Source organism: Salinimicrobium aquimaris (assembly GCF_035607535.1).
Taxonomy (GTDB): domain Bacteria; phylum Bacteroidota; class Bacteroidia; order Flavobacteriales; family Flavobacteriaceae; genus Salinimicrobium.
Genome location: NZ_JAYDZX010000001.1, coordinates 793,954 through 809,662, shown reverse-complemented (window position 1 = coordinate 809,662; position 15,709 = coordinate 793,954). Strand labels below are relative to the sequence as shown.

The 15,709-nt window shown below is 43.2% G+C and carries 17 protein-coding genes; 2 read left to right on the top strand and 15 right to left on the bottom strand.

From position 1 onward, the window contains the following. Positions 1-112 precede the first annotated feature (112 nt). Positions 113-1,024: a diacylglycerol/lipid kinase family protein gene (locus VR862_RS03700; RefSeq protein WP_324719598.1), complete on the top strand. Its 912-nt coding sequence runs from the start codon at positions 113-115 to the stop codon at positions 1,022-1,024. Positions 1,025-1,033: 9 nt separating this feature from the next. Here the strand turns inward: VR862_RS03700 and VR862_RS03695 are convergent, their stop codons facing one another. Further along, positions 1,034-1,420, bottom strand: coding sequence for a response regulator (locus VR862_RS03695; RefSeq protein ID WP_324719597.1), 387 nt, complete (start codon positions 1,418-1,420; stop codon positions 1,034-1,036). After that, positions 1,417-3,378, bottom strand: coding sequence for a PAS domain S-box protein (locus VR862_RS03690; RefSeq protein WP_324719596.1), 1,962 nt, complete (start codon positions 3,376-3,378; stop codon positions 1,417-1,419). Before VR862_RS03690 ends, VR862_RS03695 begins: the two co-directional genes overlap by 4 nt. Positions 3,379-3,641: 263 nt before the next feature. Between VR862_RS03690 and VR862_RS03685 the strand changes: the two genes are divergently transcribed. Further along, positions 3,642-4,277, top strand: coding sequence for a diheme cytochrome c-553 (locus tag VR862_RS03685; RefSeq protein ID WP_324719595.1), 636 nt, complete (start codon positions 3,642-3,644; stop codon positions 4,275-4,277). A 92-nt stretch (positions 4,278-4,369) separates the two neighbouring features. On the opposite strand, the gene VR862_RS03680 is transcribed toward VR862_RS03685, so the two are convergent. From VR862_RS03680 to VR862_RS03620, 13 genes are all read right to left on the bottom strand, one after another. Beyond that, entirely contained in the window at positions 4,370-4,687 is a 318-nt protein-coding gene (locus VR862_RS03680; protein WP_324719594.1) for a hypothetical protein, read from the bottom strand. Between the two features lie 5 nt (positions 4,688-4,692). Then, on the bottom strand, positions 4,693-6,120 hold the full coding sequence (locus VR862_RS03675) for an NADH-quinone oxidoreductase subunit N (protein WP_324719593.1): 1,428 nt from the start codon (positions 6,118-6,120) through the stop codon (positions 4,693-4,695). 12 nt (positions 6,121-6,132) lie between these two features. After that, positions 6,133-7,620: a complex I subunit 4 family protein gene (locus VR862_RS03670; protein ID WP_324719592.1), complete on the bottom strand. Its 1,488-nt coding sequence runs from the start codon at positions 7,618-7,620 to the stop codon at positions 6,133-6,135. Positions 7,621-7,626: 6 nt separating this feature from the next. Continuing rightward, positions 7,627-9,546, bottom strand: coding sequence for an NADH-quinone oxidoreductase subunit L (gene nuoL / locus VR862_RS03665; protein ID WP_324719591.1), 1,920 nt, complete (start codon positions 9,544-9,546; stop codon positions 7,627-7,629). 12 nt (positions 9,547-9,558) lie between these two features. Next, positions 9,559-9,876, bottom strand: a complete 318-nt coding sequence (nuoK, locus tag VR862_RS03660) for an NADH-quinone oxidoreductase subunit NuoK (protein WP_324719590.1) — start codon at positions 9,874-9,876, stop codon at positions 9,559-9,561. A gap of 57 nt (positions 9,877-9,933) precedes the next feature. Beyond that, entirely contained in the window at positions 9,934-10,536 is a 603-nt protein-coding gene (locus VR862_RS03655) for an NADH-quinone oxidoreductase subunit J family protein (RefSeq protein ID WP_324719589.1), read from the bottom strand. Between the two features lie 3 nt (positions 10,537-10,539). After that, entirely contained in the window at positions 10,540-11,016 is a 477-nt protein-coding gene (locus VR862_RS03650; protein WP_324719588.1) for a 4Fe-4S dicluster domain-containing protein, read from the bottom strand. Positions 11,017-11,021: 5 nt separating this feature from the next. Beyond that, a complete protein-coding gene (gene nuoH / locus VR862_RS03645) occupies positions 11,022-12,056 on the bottom strand; it encodes an NADH-quinone oxidoreductase subunit NuoH (protein WP_324719587.1) in 1,035 nt (344 codons plus the stop codon). Between the two features lie 10 nt (positions 12,057-12,066). After that, positions 12,067-13,203 carry an NADH-quinone oxidoreductase subunit D gene (locus VR862_RS03640; protein ID WP_324719586.1) on the bottom strand — a complete coding sequence of 379 codons (1,137 nt, stop codon included), beginning with the start codon at positions 13,201-13,203 and terminating at the stop codon, positions 12,067-12,069. Between the two features lie 5 nt (positions 13,204-13,208). Then, on the bottom strand, positions 13,209-13,685 hold the full coding sequence (locus VR862_RS03635) for an NADH-quinone oxidoreductase subunit C (RefSeq protein ID WP_324719585.1): 477 nt from the start codon (positions 13,683-13,685) through the stop codon (positions 13,209-13,211). A 12-nt stretch (positions 13,686-13,697) separates the two neighbouring features. Beyond that, positions 13,698-14,279 carry an NADH-quinone oxidoreductase subunit B gene (locus tag VR862_RS03630; protein WP_324719584.1) on the bottom strand — a complete coding sequence of 194 codons (582 nt, stop codon included), beginning with the start codon at positions 14,277-14,279 and terminating at the stop codon, positions 13,698-13,700. Further along, the gene (locus tag VR862_RS03625) at positions 14,270-14,620 is read right to left on the bottom strand and encodes an NADH-quinone oxidoreductase subunit A (RefSeq protein ID WP_324719583.1); all 351 of its coding nucleotides are present in this window, start codon (positions 14,618-14,620) and stop codon (positions 14,270-14,272) included. The genes VR862_RS03630 and VR862_RS03625 overlap by 10 nt, the downstream gene beginning before the upstream one ends. A 75-nt stretch (positions 14,621-14,695) precedes the next feature. Continuing rightward, positions 14,696-15,709, bottom strand: coding sequence for a 2-oxoacid:ferredoxin oxidoreductase subunit beta (locus VR862_RS03620; RefSeq protein ID WP_324719582.1), 1,014 nt, complete (start codon positions 15,707-15,709; stop codon positions 14,696-14,698).

The following is a 15,709-nucleotide window of genomic DNA, read 5'->3' as shown; positions in this document are numbered from 1 at the left end:
GTTTTTAAAATACAAAACTTTGAGAAAAAAGTATAGAACAGAATTATAAGTCTATGTTAAGAAGCATCTTGAAGTGTTGTTCCCTGCTTAATTTTAAGGAAAAGTTTATAGCATGAAGAAGGCCGTCCTTATCCACAACCCTACAGCAGGTTCCGGGGAGCATGATAAAGCAGAATTGATGGACATGATAGCATCTGCAGATTATGATATCACATATTTTTCTACAAATCAACCGGGCTGGCAGGAATTTACTACAAAGGATCCCGAGATCGTTTTTGTGGCAGGAGGAGATGGTACTGTTCAAAACCTGGCACAGAGCCTTCTCATGTCCAAAAGAACAGGAGCTTCAGCAATTCCTGTTCAGATCCTCCCTTTTGGAACTGCCAACAATATTGCCCATACCCTTGAGATTCCTTCAGAAGTAAACAGCCAAAACCTGAAGAAGAAAAAGCAGGTAAAAAGTTTTGATATTGGTAAGGTATCAGGAATCGAGTCTTCTGATTTTTTCATTGAGGGAATGGGATTTGGCATTTTCCCAAAACTCATACGGGAAATGGAAAAAAATGAAGTGGACAATGAAGATCCCGATAAGGAATTACGGGTCATCCTTATGAATTTAATTGCCATTGTGAAAGATTTTGAGCCAAAAGAGGCAGAGATCACTATAGATGATGAAAAGATAAATGATAAATTTCTCCTGGTAGAATTGCTGAACATTAAGTTTATTGGACCTCAGTTCTATCTGGCACCGGAAGCAGATCCTGGAGACGGAAAATTTGACCTGGTGGTCATTCCTGAAGAAAACAGAGCCTTGTTAATCCAGTACCTGCAGGAAGTCCTCCAGGGAAGAAAAAACGAAAACTCGTTAAGATCCCTCTCAAAAACCTATCGGGGGAAAAAAGCCATTTTACAATGGAAAGGTAAGGACGTGCATATCGACGACGACCTGGTAGAGCATTATAAAAAGGAAAAAATTGTAGTTGAAGTAGACCCCGGCAAACTTAAATTTCTTGTTGAGGAATGAAGCCGGTCCTCAAAACGCCGTCGTGGAAGCCACCTTTTTCAGGATATCCTGATTGATGGGTTTACTTATAAAACCTTTTACTTCTTTGTAAGACTTCGCTCTTTCCTGGTCTTTGCTGTAAATGGATGAGGTGACGATGTAGATATCACAACTGTGATAGACATCGGGGCAACACGACTTCAGGTTATCCAGGAATTCCCACCCATCGAGGCTCGGCATATTGACGTCCAGCAGGATAACGTCAGGTTTTACACCTTCCTCCTTAAAAGACTTTAATGCCATTTGAGGATCATTGAACAAATGATCGGTTTCAAAAAGGCCGCTTATGCTTATCATTTTTCTTACGATGATTCTGTAAATGTCATCATCGTCAACTACTGCGATCGTCTTTTTCACTGGAAATTGATTTTAAATGTAGTGCCACATCCAGGGGTGCTTTCGACCTCAATTTCGCCACCCATGGCTTCCACCTGATGTTTCGTTATCAAAAGTCCGATGCCCCTTGAGTCTCTTCGGTTGGTAAAGGTTTTATAGAGACCAAACAGCTTATCCATGTTTTTTTCGAGGTCGATTCCAATTCCGTTATCCGAAATGTGAAGGGTCCATTTTCCATTTCTGTCTATTGCCCTTATCTCAATCACGGGCTTCCTGTTCTCGTCGCTGAACCTCAAAGAATTGGAAATAAAATTGAGCAATACGCTCTCTAAATATGCTGAATTGAAATAAACCCTCGCCCCGTCCGGGATCTCCACGATCATTTCTGCCTTCTTTTCGCGGATTTGAATCGAAAGATTTTCTATGGTCTTATTCACAAACTCCTGAAGGTCTAGAGTTTCCTTCTTCAAATTAGGGCTATTTTGAATAGAAACTACTTCGTTGAGATGATGTAAGGTCTGGTTGAGGTTTGCTGTCACTTTAGCTAGAAGTTCCACATAGTGTTCCTTTTCTTCGGGAAGTTCACTCATACCATACAGGTCCAGAATGGATTGGATGTTGGTGGAATGCGACCTCAGGTCGTGGGAGATGATGTATGAAAAATTGACCAGTCTTTCATTTTGATCTACCAGCACCTTGTAGGACTTCGTAAGTTGTAATTCTGCTTCTTTGCTCTTCGTAATATCTTCAATAATGGCAATATGATCAGACGGCTCCTGGCCGGGAGTCCATAGGGGAGAAACAGTCAGTTTGATCCAGCCTATTGTCCCATTTTTCTTAATTGCTCTTTTTTCCAGGCTATACTCCTTGATCTCCCCCTGCAGTAATTTTTGCATGAGCCTCTGGTTTTCCTCAATATCTTCGGGATGAGAAAGCTCCCTAAAATTTTTGCCAATAATTTCTTTTTCCGAATAGCCCGAAAAGTTTCTGAAGCGCTTATTCGTTTCTATAAAGGTTCCGGTTCTGGTGTCCATTCTGGCCATTCCCACAGCCGCCTGGTTGAATATTTTCTTGAACCGCAGATTGCTGTTAAATATCTCAATGTTTTGAGCATCAACCATTGCCTGAAGTTTCTCGGGGCGTTTCAGGACCTTTATGGTGCGGTATTTTAACCAGAAGGCTAAAAATAAAAAGAGTACTCCTAGAGGCAGCAGACTTAGAAAAGGAACAAACTCATTTTCAGGAGCTATATGAATCTTCCAGTCTCCGTCTGTAAAAAGGATTTCTTCAGAATAAGCGTCAGATGATAAATCTTCATCAAGAAAAAATGTGACATTTCCGGTATCCGGATCTACCTTGGAGAACTGAAACTTATAATCATTGGAGTTCAGCTCTTTGAAACCCGCATGCTTCAGAAAATTTTCAAATTTAATGATCACGGCAGAAAATCCCCAGAACGCTTCATCAATAAAAACCGGCAATCTACCTACCACAGCTAATCCTCCCTGTTTAAGCTCAAAAGGACCGGCAAAATACATTCTGTTCTCCTCTATAGCTCGCAAAGCTTCCTTGTTGCGGGTCTCATCTTGCAGGATATTGTAATTGAGAGCCGCTTCGTTCTCCTCCATTGGATAGACATGGGTGATCACGCCGTTCGGCACCAGTTGAATAGCATCAAGATATGGATTGGCTTCAAGAAGTTGCTTTGCCTTGATCTCAAAGTCATTGATCTCTCCGTTGTCACCAATCAATAATGCCTGACTAAGGGCCACCGAATAGCTGCTTTTTAGGACCTGGGAAATATTGTTGTCTATTACCTGTATGATTCCGCGCATCTCGCGGCTCCTTTCCTCATGCAGAATTCGATATCGTTGCCAGTAAATAAAAGCTCCCAGGAGCAAAACGATGAGAAAAACCAAATATCCGGCCAGTACTGGTTTATCGGATTTTAGGGGAAATCCAATTTTTTTAGAGCTCATGCTGGTTTTAGCTAATAAACAGCAAGTCTAGCAATATTAATCCTATTAAGAAAGTTTTAACAGCTAAAATTCAGCATAAAAAAACCTTTAAAAAAGGAAAGGGAGGTAAATCTCGAATCGTCCTAAAAAACCTACATGAAGAACTGTTAATCTGGTGTTTTTTAACATGAAGAAGTAATTTAACAAGTTTTTGAACGTCTTAACGTTTTCTGTTGTAATAAGTTAAAAATATAAAGATATTTATATCAATTAAATTAATTATTATGAAAGATATTGATAAGTTTAGGGATTTGGAGGTGAGGAGCTCGTTTTCTGTGTTTTTCTTTTTCTCCTGCTTAGTCTTCCTTTTTTCGGGATGCCAGGACAAGAATTATGCAAAAGTTCCTGAAGAGCCGGTTTTAGCTGAAGTGACCCAGGATCAAAAAGTGAAAAGGGGAGAATATCTTGTGACAACTATTGGGTGCGCAGATTGCCATTCTCCAAAAAAATTCGGGGAGAAGGGTCCGGAAGAGATTGAAGGGCTGCAACTTTCAGGATTTCCCGAGGACCAGGAGGTTCCAAAGGTTGATCTTGCTACACTTCCTCCCGGATATATGGTGATGAACGGGGATCTTACTGCAGCTGTTGGCCCCTGGGGTACTTCTTTTTCGGCAAATATTACTTCAGATGAAACCGGAATAGGTAACTGGAGCCTGGACCAATTTAAAACCGCCATGCGCAAAGGGAAGTTTAAGGGACTGGAAAATTCCAGGGATCTTTTACCTCCTATGCCGTGGTTCAACTTTGCACATCTTACAGATGAAGATCTGGAGGCTATGTTCGTTTACCTCCAAAGCACCAAACCGGTAGAGAATGTTGTTCCGGCACCAATTCCACCCGGGGGACCGTCAGGAAAGTAATTCTGTCAAAGAAGCTTAAAAAAAAGGCCCCTGCATTTGCAGGGGCCCGACCGTTTCCGGTCAACCTAAACTTAAACAAAAATCAACTGGTTTTACTGCCAGTATTGCGGTTTGGTCTCTTCGGTAAGCTGGTTCCAATATGCCGGCGTTACCTTACGACCCTCAAATGTTTTTAACTTTCTTTCAAAAACTCCTATTACAGGGTTGAACGTAATATCGGTTACACCCACGGTGTACAGCTGTGGATCTTCAGGGTTTTTTCTTTTTTCCTCTTCAGCAAGAACTTCAAAGCCATTGTGCTCCAGGAGCCGGGTCAAAAATTCTTTTCTGTTTTCCTCGATCTTCTTTTCAATGAAGCTCACTCTGGTATCTCCAATGCTTCCAAAGCTGTGTTTTCCTTCTAAAGCCATAACTTCTAATTTAAAACTGCGCTTAATTGATATATATAATCGTATAATGGACTATACAGCCCCAGGGCTAAGATCCCAAGAACAGTAATGAGTAGTCCTATCTTCATATAAGGTTTATTCACAAAGAACGGTATTGGGTCTTCTCCTTTTCTTACGAACATGGCTCTCACAACTAACAGGTAGTAATAGAGTGAAATGGTAACATTCACTACAGCCAGGAATACAAGCAGGTAATAGCCCGAACTGGCGGCAGCAGTAAAGAGGAAGAATTTTCCAAAGAAACCTGCAACCGGAGGGATTCCAGCCAGAGAGAAGAGCGCCAACATCATTATGAGGCTTAGTTTTGGATTTGTTCTGTAAAGTCCCTCATAATCTTTCCTATTCTCCTTGCCCGTTTGTGTGGAAATCGCCTGTACTACTCCAAATGCTGCCAGATTTGAGAAAATATAAATGGTCACAAAGTAAATTACTGTTGCAGTTCCAAGTTGACTTCCGTTAATAAGCCCCAGGAGAATGAATCCTGCCTGTGCAATAGAGGAATAAGCAAGGAACCTCTTCATGTTTTCCTGCCTTAGAGCAAAGAGGTTACCGATGAACATGGTTATAATTGCGAGTATGTAGATCATGTTCTCCCAAATGTGCATAAGTGGTTTGAGAACAGTGAACAGGAGGATCATTAGAATGAATGCTGCAGCACCTTTAGAGATTACCGAAAGATAGGATGCAATTCCAATTGGAGCTCCCTGGTAAACATCTGCCGTCCAGAAATGGAAGGGCACCAGCGAAATCTTGAAAGCCAGTCCCGCAAAGAAAAGTATAAATCCAAGGATTGTGAGATTTTCAGCTGTAAGCGTTGTGAGAATGTCATCAAAGTAGATCGAGCCGGTGGTTCCATAAAGCATGGTGATCCCAAAAAGTGAAACTCCTGATGCCAGTGCTGCCGAAAGTATGAACTTTATCCCTGCTTCTCCCGATTCTCTTTTGATGATCTCAAATGCGGCCAGAGCTGCAACGGGTAGGGTTGAAAGCTCCATTCCTATATAGAACATCAGGAAATCCCCTGCAGAGATCATAAAGTACATACCGAGCAAAGAAGCGAACAAGAGAATGAAGAATTCAACTCCTCTTTCCTCATCCAGCATATTCCTCTCAAGCCAATCGGCCGACTGAAGTAAAAGCGTAAAGACTCCAATATTCAGAATTCCTTTAAAGAAGTGGATCATATCATTACTCCTGAACATTCCTCCAAACAGGAAGCTTTCCGCCAGAGGTAAGAATCCAACTGCAGTATGAATTCCAAAGAAGACAAGCGCCAGGTGAATGATGCTGCTCTTTTTGCGGTGGGGGATCACAATTTCTGCAACAATAAGCAATAGAATGATTCCCAGAAGGGAGATCTCGTGCCGCATTAACAATAAGCTATTTAAATCCATCTCAATCTCTTTTTATAAAACTCCCTGAATAAATGGCTGAAGACTTTCCATGATCAAATTGCTGATCCATAAAGGAGCGACTCCTATCCCAATAATTGGCAATAACAGTAACAGGATTCCCGTTTTTTCATACCAGGTTGTACTCTCAAGTTGGTTATAAGCTTCATTTTTTACAGGACCCATCAACATAATACCTACGACACGTAGTACATAAACGGCCGTTACGACTATGGCTGAAATAGAAACAATTGTTGCTACCCTGTAGAACATGCTGTCTTGCTGAAATGCACCCATAAAAATGTTCATTTCAGCTACAAATCCGCTAAAGCCGGGTAGCCCCAGCAAAGCCATTCCGGCAATAACGTAAACTACCGATATAAAGGGAATAACTTTAAGCAGGCCGCCCAGCTTTGTGATATCGCGGGTGTGGGTCCTGCCATAGATCATCCCTATCAAAGCAAAGAATAGCGCTGTCATAAAACCATGCGAAAGGGATTGTAAAATGGCTCCATTCCAGGCAGTTTTATTCAGCATAAGTAATGCGAAGGTTACCATCCCGAGGTGGCTAACAGAGGCGTAGGCATTTATATATTTAAGGTCTGTTTGACGAAGAGCAGCAAAGGCTCCGTAAATAACTCCGGTAGCTGAAAGTATGATAAAGAACCAGCTCCATTCCAGTGCTCCGGCAGGAAGCAGGAACATTGCGACTCTAAATATTCCGTACCCTCCAAGTTTCATTAGAACTCCTGCGTGTAGCATGGAAACTGCAGTAGGAGCAGAGGCATGTCCGTCGGGGGACCAGGTGTGAAATGGGAACAGGGCTCCTAAAATGGCAAATCCGATGAAGGTTAACGGGAAAAACAGGTTTTGGGCCTCAACAGGAATATTCACCTGTGCGATCTCCAGAATATTGAATGTAAGTGCACCACCATCGGCATTGGAGTTGAAATAAATTCCCAGGATTCCCACCATCAATACTGCGGAAGCTCCCATTAACATCAGGGTGAGTTTCATAGCCGAATATTCCTTGTTGCCCGATCCCCAAATTCCTATGAGTAGGTACATTGGTATTACTGCGATCTCATAGAACACAAACATGGTGAACAGGTCAATTGAAATGAAGAAACCATAGACACCTGTTGCAAGTACAATGAGTGAAATAAAAAACTCCTTCGGTAGTTCTTCCATTTTCCAGGAGATGAATACCCCGGCGAGAACAATGATGGAAGTAAGGAGGATAAGCGAAACCGAAATTCCGTCCACACCTATGTTGTAATGAATATTGAATTGTTCAAACCAAACCAGATCCCTGTTAAAGAGCATCACAGCATCGTTGACTGCTCTCTCCCTGAAGTAGGCGAACAGTAAATTTATAGCCATTCCCAGCTGGACCAAGCCGCCAACCATTGAGATCAACCTTGCCTGCCTTAGGTCTTTTGTGAATACCAGCGCCAGGATCACCAGTACCGGAACAACAACAAATAACGATAGAATGTCCATATTCCTCTAATTAGTAAATGCGTAAATAAATATCAGAGCCAGGATGACCACACCGCCAATAAAACCGAATGCATAGTCCTGTACTCTTCCTGATTGTAGATCCTTGATCTTTCGTGAGATCACCGCAGTTTGATTTCCAATTCCCTCCATAGTGCCATCCACGATCTTCTTGTCAAATTTTGCAATGGGTGCAGCTACATTCTTGAAGAAGACCTTTCGGGCAACAAAGAGGTAGATCTCATCGAAATAGAACTTATTGGAACTCCATTTGTAAAATGAACCAAAAGCATTGGCAAACCGGGAAGCGAGATCGTTTTCTTTTTTGTAGAACAGCCATGCCAGGAGAATGCCTAATGCTCCCACTCCCACCGCTATAGCAGCAAGAGGTAGATTGATGTGCGCCTCAAACCCAATCTTATCTGCAGACACCAATTCACTAAAGGGAATAAACCCTGCTGTCAACGTTAGAACTGCCAGCACAATAAGAGGAATGGTCATTGAAGCAGGAGATTCATGAGGTCTATGTTTGTACTGCCTGTCCTTACCCCAAAAGATTCCGAAGTACAACCTGAACATATAGAAGGCTGTCAATCCTGCCACAAATATTCCTACTCCGTAGATGAACTGGCTGTTGCTGTAGGCGGCCATGAGGATCTCATCCTTACTCCAGAATCCTGCAAGTGGTGGTACCCCTGCGATTGCCAGAGCTGCGATAAGAAAGGAGATGTTAGTTACGGGCATATATTTCCTGAGTCCACCCATTTCCTGCAGCAGATTGCTGTGTACGGCATGGATCACAGAACCTGCGCCCAGGAACAGCAGGGCTTTGAACATGGCGTGGGTGAAGAGGTGAAACATCGAAGCCATGTATCCTACACCTTTGTGTCCGTCAAATCCTGAAACTCCCAGGGCCATCATCATATAACCGAGTTGGGACATGGTGGAGAAGGCGAGGATCCTTTTAATATCCGTTTGAGTAATAGCTATAATAGCAGCAAATAAAGCAGAAAAGGCTCCCACGTAAGTGACGATCTGCAGCGCAAATCCTTCTTCAACCATGTAGAACATTGGGAAAAGGCGGGCAACAAGGTAGACTCCGGCTACCACCATGGTTGCAGCATGTATCAATGCAGAAACAGGGGTAGGCCCCTCCATAGCATCGGGCAACCAGATGTGAAGTGGGAACATGGCCGATTTACCTGCGCCTCCCATAAAGATTAGGATCAAGGCCCATGTGATTAACGAAAGTCCCATAAAAGAAGTGGAAGCCCAGGTGAGGATCGCAGGTCCTTCAGGATCATTGAGGAGTTGAAAATCGAAGGTATTGGTATAGAAGCCAATAATAAAGATCCCTATCAAAAATCCGAAGTCGGCAAAACGGGTAACGATAAAGGCTTTTTTGGCAGCCGCAATGGCCGAGGTCTTCGTATAATAATATCCAATAAGCAGGAAGGATGAGACCCCTACCAGTTCCCAAAAAATGTAGATCTGGAAAAGGTTTGTTGCCAGGACCAGCCCGTACATAGAAAAGGTGAACAGGGAGAGATAGGCAAAGAAGCGGGTATAGCCGTCATCTCCTTTCATATAGCCCCTACTATAAATATGGACCATAAGGGATACGGTGGAAACCACTACGAGCATCATTACCGAAATTGGATCTACAAGAACACCCATATCGATGTGCAGTGTATCTGTGAACTTGATCCACACTGTCTTCTCTACGAATGTTTGATACACTCCATCAGTTTTTCCGTTTACGAAGAAATATTGCCAGGCAGTATAGTAGGAGAGGAGCGTCGAAATTGCGAGTCCGGCAACACCTGTCAGCCCCGAGACCGCGGGTTTGATTTTATGACTAAAGATCCCGAGGACAAGGAAGACAGCGAGAGGAATTGCAGGTATTAAAAGAAGGTTGATGAGGTTCATTTCTTTTACAGATTAATGCTTCATGGTTTCAGTTTCGCTTACTTCTACAGAGCCTTTTCGCCTGTAAATGTTAATTATGATGGCTACAGCCAGTGCAGTTTCTGCCGCGGCTACGGCTATGATGAAGATCGAATACACCATCCCTTGTAGTAGCTCGGGATAGAGGTATTTGTTGATCACCACAAAATTTATAACCGAAGAATTCAGGATCAATTCTACAGATATAAGAATTGAGATGAGATTCTTACGGGTAATAAACCCATAGATTCCAACAAAGAACAGGATGCTGGTGAGGGTGAGGATTTCGTTAATGCTTACGCCCGGGATCATATTTCTAATATTAATGGCATCAGCCGGTTTTAAATATTCGGTTTCAAAAATGTCATTTTAGACACCTATTTCTTCTTCTTGTTTTTTTGCCTTGGTGACTTCTTCGGTGATCTCCTCCAGAATTCTTTCAGCGTCTGTTTTTTCCTCAATTGGTTGCTTAATTTTTCCTCCTCCTTTGGCTATAACTATGGCTCCTATCATTGCTGAAAGTAACAGGACACTTATTACTTCGAAGGGCAGGATAAATCCTCCTTTTTCAGTACTAAGTAAGGCCCGGCCAATTTCGGCTGTGGTTGTAGTGGACGTAATTCCTGCTGTCTCAAAAGGATGAGCATAAATGGTTGCTAAAAATATGCTGAGTCCCAGCATACAAAGCAGCGCGGAGATCGCCTGTCGGGATCTTTTTGCCATTTCCAGTTCCATCTCTATGTGATGAATTAGTAAAACTGAAAAGATGATAAGTACAATAACACCTCCTGCATATACCGTAAGCTGAATGGCAGCCAGGAAGTTATAATCCATCTGAAAATAGAGTCCTGCGGCTCCTATTAAAACGAAGAGGAGATATACTACCGACCGAAGCATCTTTCGGCTGCTCACGGCGGCAATGGCCGAAGTAACCATTATTATCGCTAGGATGTAAAAAACTACTTTTTCCATGGCTTATTCTTCTACACCGGCTCTTACCTTCGAACCGGGTTTATTTAAGATTCTCGTCAGTTGAGTCCTGTCATAGACAGAGTTCTCAAAGTTCTGCGCCCACTTTATTGCATTTGAAGGGCAGGCATCTACGCATAAACCACATTGGGTACACATCCCAAAATGGTAAATATGTTGATCGATGGCCTTTTTCTTTTTTCCGGTTTCAGGATCAACCACCCGGTCCCAAATGATCTCGATACTTCCGTTAGGGCAGGCAATCTCACATTTTTGACAACCTGTACAGCTGTGTTCATTGTTCTCGTCATGCGGCATTACCACTTCTCCGCGAAAGCGTTCAAACATCTTTAGCGTTTCGCGGTTATCGGGGTATTGCTGGGTAATGGCTCCTTTGCGGGAATTGAGGAAATATTTGCCTGTAACACTCATCCCATTTAGGAGGGTGCCAATTGCCTGTACTATATTTGAAAAATAACTCATGCCAATTAGATTGAAATAGTAAGGTTAAGCCACACGATCACTGCCATTAGAACAAGGTTAACCAGGTTTATTGGGAGCAAATATTTCCACTCAAGCGTTAAAAGCTGATCAACTCTTAGCCTCGGAAAGGTCCAGCGGAACCACATCATGAGGAACACCAGCACAAACGTTTTCGCGAGGAACCAGAATAAGCCCATCCAGGGTAAGGATTCTGTTACGCCGAAAGGTGATAGCCAGCCTCCAAAGAAGACCGTGGTGGCAATGGCTGCGATGATGAACATATTGATGAATTCGGCCAGGAAGAAATAAGCGAACTTCATTCCTGAATATTCGGTGTGATATCCTGCCCCGAGTTCAGATTCTGCCTCTACCATATCGAAGGGGGCACGGTTGGTTTCAGCCGTTCCTGCGATCATATAGATCATGAAGGCAATAATAGCCGGGATATGGCCCTGTACGATCAACCAGCCACTCTTTTGTACTTCAATGATTTCTGAAAGCTGAAGACTGCCGGTGAGGATCACCATTGTTAGCAGCGACAGCCCTACCGATAGTTCGTAACTCACGGTTTGCACTCCACTCCTCATGGCTCCAATAAGGGCAAATTTGTTATTGCTGCTCCATCCTCCTAGAAGAATTCCTATAACTCCTATCGAGGAAATTGCAATGAGAAAGAAGATCCCAATGTTGATATCAAATGCCTGCAGGTCTTTGGTGAATGGAAACACCGCTAAAGCCATCAGGGATGTTACAATGACAAAATAGGGTGCAAGATTATACAGGAATTTATCGGCTTTTACAGTACCGGTAAGTTCTTTGGATACCAGTTTTAAGGCATCGGCAATTGTTTGGAACAAACCGAGATATCCAACCCGGTTCGGGCCTATCCTTAGCTGAAACCATGCAGCTACTTTCCTTTCAAGCAACACCAGAAACAGACCAAGAACAGCAAAGACCGTAAGATAAATGAGAGCGATCAAAGCCATGTCCAGAAATCCTGTGCCTGCGAACCAATTGATTATGTATGAAAAACTGTTCATCTTTTATTAATTATCGGTCAATATCGGGTACTACAATATCAATGGTAGCCATGGTTGCAACCAGGTCTCCTATTTTGCCTCCCACTGTAATGTGGTTGAGCAGGGAGAGATTGGACAGTCCCGGGGAGCGGAATTTCACCCGGTGAGGATTTTTATTTCCGGTACTTATGATGTAGACCCCTAGTTCGCCCCTTGCAGTTTCCACCTTTTGATAATATTCTCCCTTTGGTAATTTGATCACTGCGTTGGTCGCAACTTTGAAATCACCTTCAGGAATATTATCGATGAGTTGTTCAATAATGTTCAGGGATTCCCACATCTCTGCAATTCTCACTTTATATCTTGCGAACGAATCTCCGGAAGTCTCAAGAGCTTCAGTAAAATTCACTTTTTCAAGGGCGCTATACGGATGATGTTTTCGCACATCACAGGAATATCCTGAAGCTCTGGCAACAGGCCCTGAAGCTCCAAAGTTTATAGCATCTTTTCTGGATAAAATACCTACTCCCTTTGTCCTTTTCTGAAAGATGATATTGCCGGTGAGGAGCCGGTCGTATTCGGGTAGTTTTGTTCGGAAATGAGTGATAAATTCTTTTACCCTTTTGACGAAATTGGGATGAATATCCTGCATCAATCCGCCGGGGATATTATAGTTCATGGTTAAACGTGCGCCGCAGGTTTCCTCAAAAATGTCATTGATCATTTCCCGGTCCCTAAAGCCGTAGAAATAGGAGGTAAGTGCACCTACATCCATTCCCATCACGCCCCACCACAAGGTGTGGGAGGCAATCCTCGTGAGTTCTCCAAGAATTGTACGAATAACTTTGACTCTTTCGGGAATTTCAAGTTCCAGCGCATTTTCAACACACAGGCAAACTGCTTCATTATTGATATGAGAAGACAAATAATCCAGTCGGTCAGTAAGATGTACGATCTGCTGATAGCTGTTGCTCTCACACATTTTCTCTATTGAGCGGTGGATGTAGCCAAGATCGGGCTCCACCTTCTTAATGATCTCCCCGTCAATAGTGAGCAGCAGTCGTAAAACTCCGTGGGTGGCAGGGTGCTGCGGCCCCATGTTAATAAAATATTCTTCAGACTTGAAGCTCGTTTTTGTCGCGGTAGGTTCTTTTACAGCTGTTTCCATAATTCCTATTTTACAACCATATTCTTTTCATCCACATAATCCTTCCGCAGAGGGAAACCTTCCCAATCTTCAGTGAGGAACAACCGTTTTAAATTTGGATGGTTCCTAAATTTTATTCCGAAGAAATCGAAAACCTCCCGCTCGTGATAATTTGCGGTGGCCCAGAGATCCTGTACGCTGTCAAAAATGGGATTTTCGCGATCTTTTGTCTGGACCTTTACCACCAGGATATGACGGTGTACAGTTGACTCCAGGTGATAGACCACGCCCAGTTCTTTCCCATCATCCACTCCTGTGAGGCAGAACAGGTAATCAAAATGAGTTTCGGGATTATTTTTAAGCAATTGCATAAGTTCGTGCAACTGTTCTCCTTCAACGTTGAGTGTAAGATATTGGGATCCTTCTTCAGAGAACTGCGGCTGTGGAAATTCGGGATCGGGAAACCAGCTTAATATGGTTTGTTGGAGTGCTTCGTTGGTCATGGCCAATACTTTTTAATTTCCTTCATCAAAACCTTCGATAGGATTGGCTTTTTCGAGCCTTTTTTCCTTCAGGATCTTTTGCTGCAGCATGATCATCCCGTCCAGCAAAGCCTCAGGCCGTGGGGGGCAGCCGGGAACGTACACATCGACAGGGATCACGTGGTCTGCACCCTTTACAACCGAATAAGAGTTGTAAAAGAATGGTCCCCCGCTAATGGCACAGGCACCCATGGCTATCACATATTTTGGTTCGGCCATTTGGTCATATAATCGACGCAGTACCGGAGCCATTTTTGTGGTAATGGTTCCCGCAATAATGATCAGGTCGGCTTGTCTCGGGGAGGGGCGGGCGACTTCAAAACCAAAGCGGGAGTAATCGTGACGTGCAGCGCCTGTTTGCATCATTTCTATCGCGCAGCAACTGGTGCCAAAGTACAATGACCAAAGAGAGTTGGCACGGCCCCAGTTGATCACTTTATCAAGGGTAGTGATTAAAATGTTGCCCCCGTTTCCTGCCGGAATGACGTCTCCCGGAAAATCTGCCGGAATTCCGCTTTTTTGAGCAGCCTGTTCTTTATTGTTTACTATTCCCATTTTAATGCTCCTTTTTTCCATGCATAAGCCAGCCCCAATCCCAGTATGATGAGGAAGATGAGGATCTCTACCAGAGCAATACTTCCCATTTCTCCAAATACTACTGCCCAGGGTACTAAAAATGCCACCTCTACATCAAAAATCAAAAAGAGGATGGCGAAGAGGTAGTAACCCACTTTGAACTGCACCCAGGTAGGACCTATTGTGGTCATTCCGCTTTCATAAGGTTCCCTTTTGGCAGCGTTATCAGATTTGGTCGATATTAGATTTGAAAGTAAATTAGCGCCGGCCACCAGAACGATGCCTGCAATAAGAAAGACTATGATTGCTTCTGAACCCATTTTAATACAGGTTTAATTTGTTAATAAAATTAACGTTTCAAGGACAGGTGAGAACTGACCAAGATCAGTTCCCGGCTACTTTACTTCATAAATTTCTCCCGAGAAGAACAGATCGTCTGTTTTCTTAAATTTTGATTTTGCTTTTATCTGAGCTGTGAGCGCATCCTCCCTTTCCTCGAGCGTCACATCTTCAAAACTTCTTATAATTCCTGTCACCAATGGATACTCCAGTCTTACCAGCATCTGGTGCATGGTAGGATCTTTCTCTTTAGCATCGTGCACAAGGATGTCTTCTTCAGTGACACCATTTTCACCTATCGTCACCACTTCCAGCTTAAGGCCTTTAAGAACCAGTCCTTTGTTACGTTCTTTTCCGAAGATCATTGGCTTTCCATGCTCCACATATAGTTGCTTGTCTTCTCTCACTGTCTTGTCGGTATATTTTACATAGCAACCATCATTAAAGATGACGCAGTTTTGAAGTACTTCCACAAGTGAGGTGCCTTTGAATTTTTCAGCCTGAATAAAAATATCGGTCATTTCTTTTGGCGCGTTTCCGCCAATACGGGCAAAGAATCTCGCCTGTGCACCAATGGCCAACTCCCCCGGAGAAAATGGAGGCTGAGTATTTCCGAAAGGTGAGGACTTGGTTTTCTGTCCTACTAGCGAAGTAGGAGAAAACTGCCCTTTGGTCAATCCGTAGATCTCGTTATTGAACAGGATAATGTTGAGGTCTATATTCCTTCTTAGAACATGAATAAAATGGTTGCCGCCAATAGCCATGCTGTCACCATCGCCGGTGATCACCCATACGCTGAGGTTGGGATTGGCTAATTTTACTCCCGAAGCAATCGCCGGGGCCCTACCATGAATTCCGTGCATTCCATATGTTCCCATGTAATAAGGAAAGCGGGAGGAGCAGCCAATTCCTGAAATGAATACGACATCCTCTTTTTTGACATCCATTTCGGGTAGAGCTTTTTGAACAGACCTCAGAATAACATAGTCATCACAACCGGGACACCATCGTACTTCCTGGTCATTACCATAGTCCTTGTACGTGTATTTTTTTGCAGCTACTGTTTCCAT

Coding starts and splice junctions, on each gene's coding strand:
- VR862_RS03670 (WP_324719592.1), bottom strand. CDS start 7,620: ATGGACATTCTATCGTTATTTGTTGTTGTTCCGGTACTGGTGATCCTG.
- VR862_RS03650 (WP_324719588.1), bottom strand. CDS start 11,016: ATGAGTTATTTTTCAAATATAGTACAGGCAATTGGCACCCTCCTAAAT.
- VR862_RS03655 (WP_324719589.1), bottom strand. CDS start 10,536: ATGGAAAAAGTAGTTTTTTACATCCTAGCGATAATAATGGTTACTTCG.
- nuoH (WP_324719587.1), bottom strand. CDS start 12,056: ATGAACAGTTTTTCATACATAATCAATTGGTTCGCAGGCACAGGATTT.
- VR862_RS03690 (WP_324719596.1), bottom strand. CDS start 3,378: ATGAGCTCTAAAAAAATTGGATTTCCCCTAAAATCCGATAAACCAGTA.
- VR862_RS03680 (WP_324719594.1), bottom strand. CDS start 4,687: ATGGCTTTAGAAGGAAAACACAGCTTTGGAAGCATTGGAGATACCAGA.
- VR862_RS03620 (WP_324719582.1), bottom strand. CDS start 15,709: ATGGAAACAGTAGCTGCAAAAAAATACACGTACAAGGACTATGGTAAT.
- VR862_RS03630 (WP_324719584.1), bottom strand. CDS start 14,279: ATGGGAATAGTAAACAATAAAGAACAGGCTGCTCAAAAAAGCGGAATT.
- nuoK (WP_324719590.1), bottom strand. CDS start 9,876: ATGATCCCGGGCGTAAGCATTAACGAAATCCTCACCCTCACCAGCATC.
- VR862_RS03700 (WP_324719598.1), top strand. CDS start 113: ATGAAGAAGGCCGTCCTTATCCACAACCCTACAGCAGGTTCCGGGGAG.
- VR862_RS03635 (WP_324719585.1), bottom strand. CDS start 13,685: ATGACCAACGAAGCACTCCAACAAACCATATTAAGCTGGTTTCCCGAT.
- nuoL (WP_324719591.1), bottom strand. CDS start 9,546: ATGAACCTCATCAACCTTCTTTTAATACCTGCAATTCCTCTCGCTGTC.
- VR862_RS03625 (WP_324719583.1), bottom strand. CDS start 14,620: ATGGGTTCAGAAGCAATCATAGTCTTTCTTATTGCAGGCATCGTTCTG.
- VR862_RS03675 (WP_324719593.1), bottom strand. CDS start 6,120: ATGGATTTAAATAGCTTATTGTTAATGCGGCACGAGATCTCCCTTCTG.
- VR862_RS03685 (WP_324719595.1), top strand. CDS start 3,642: ATGAAAGATATTGATAAGTTTAGGGATTTGGAGGTGAGGAGCTCGTTT.
- VR862_RS03640 (WP_324719586.1), bottom strand. CDS start 13,203: ATGGAAACAGCTGTAAAAGAACCTACCGCGACAAAAACGAGCTTCAAG.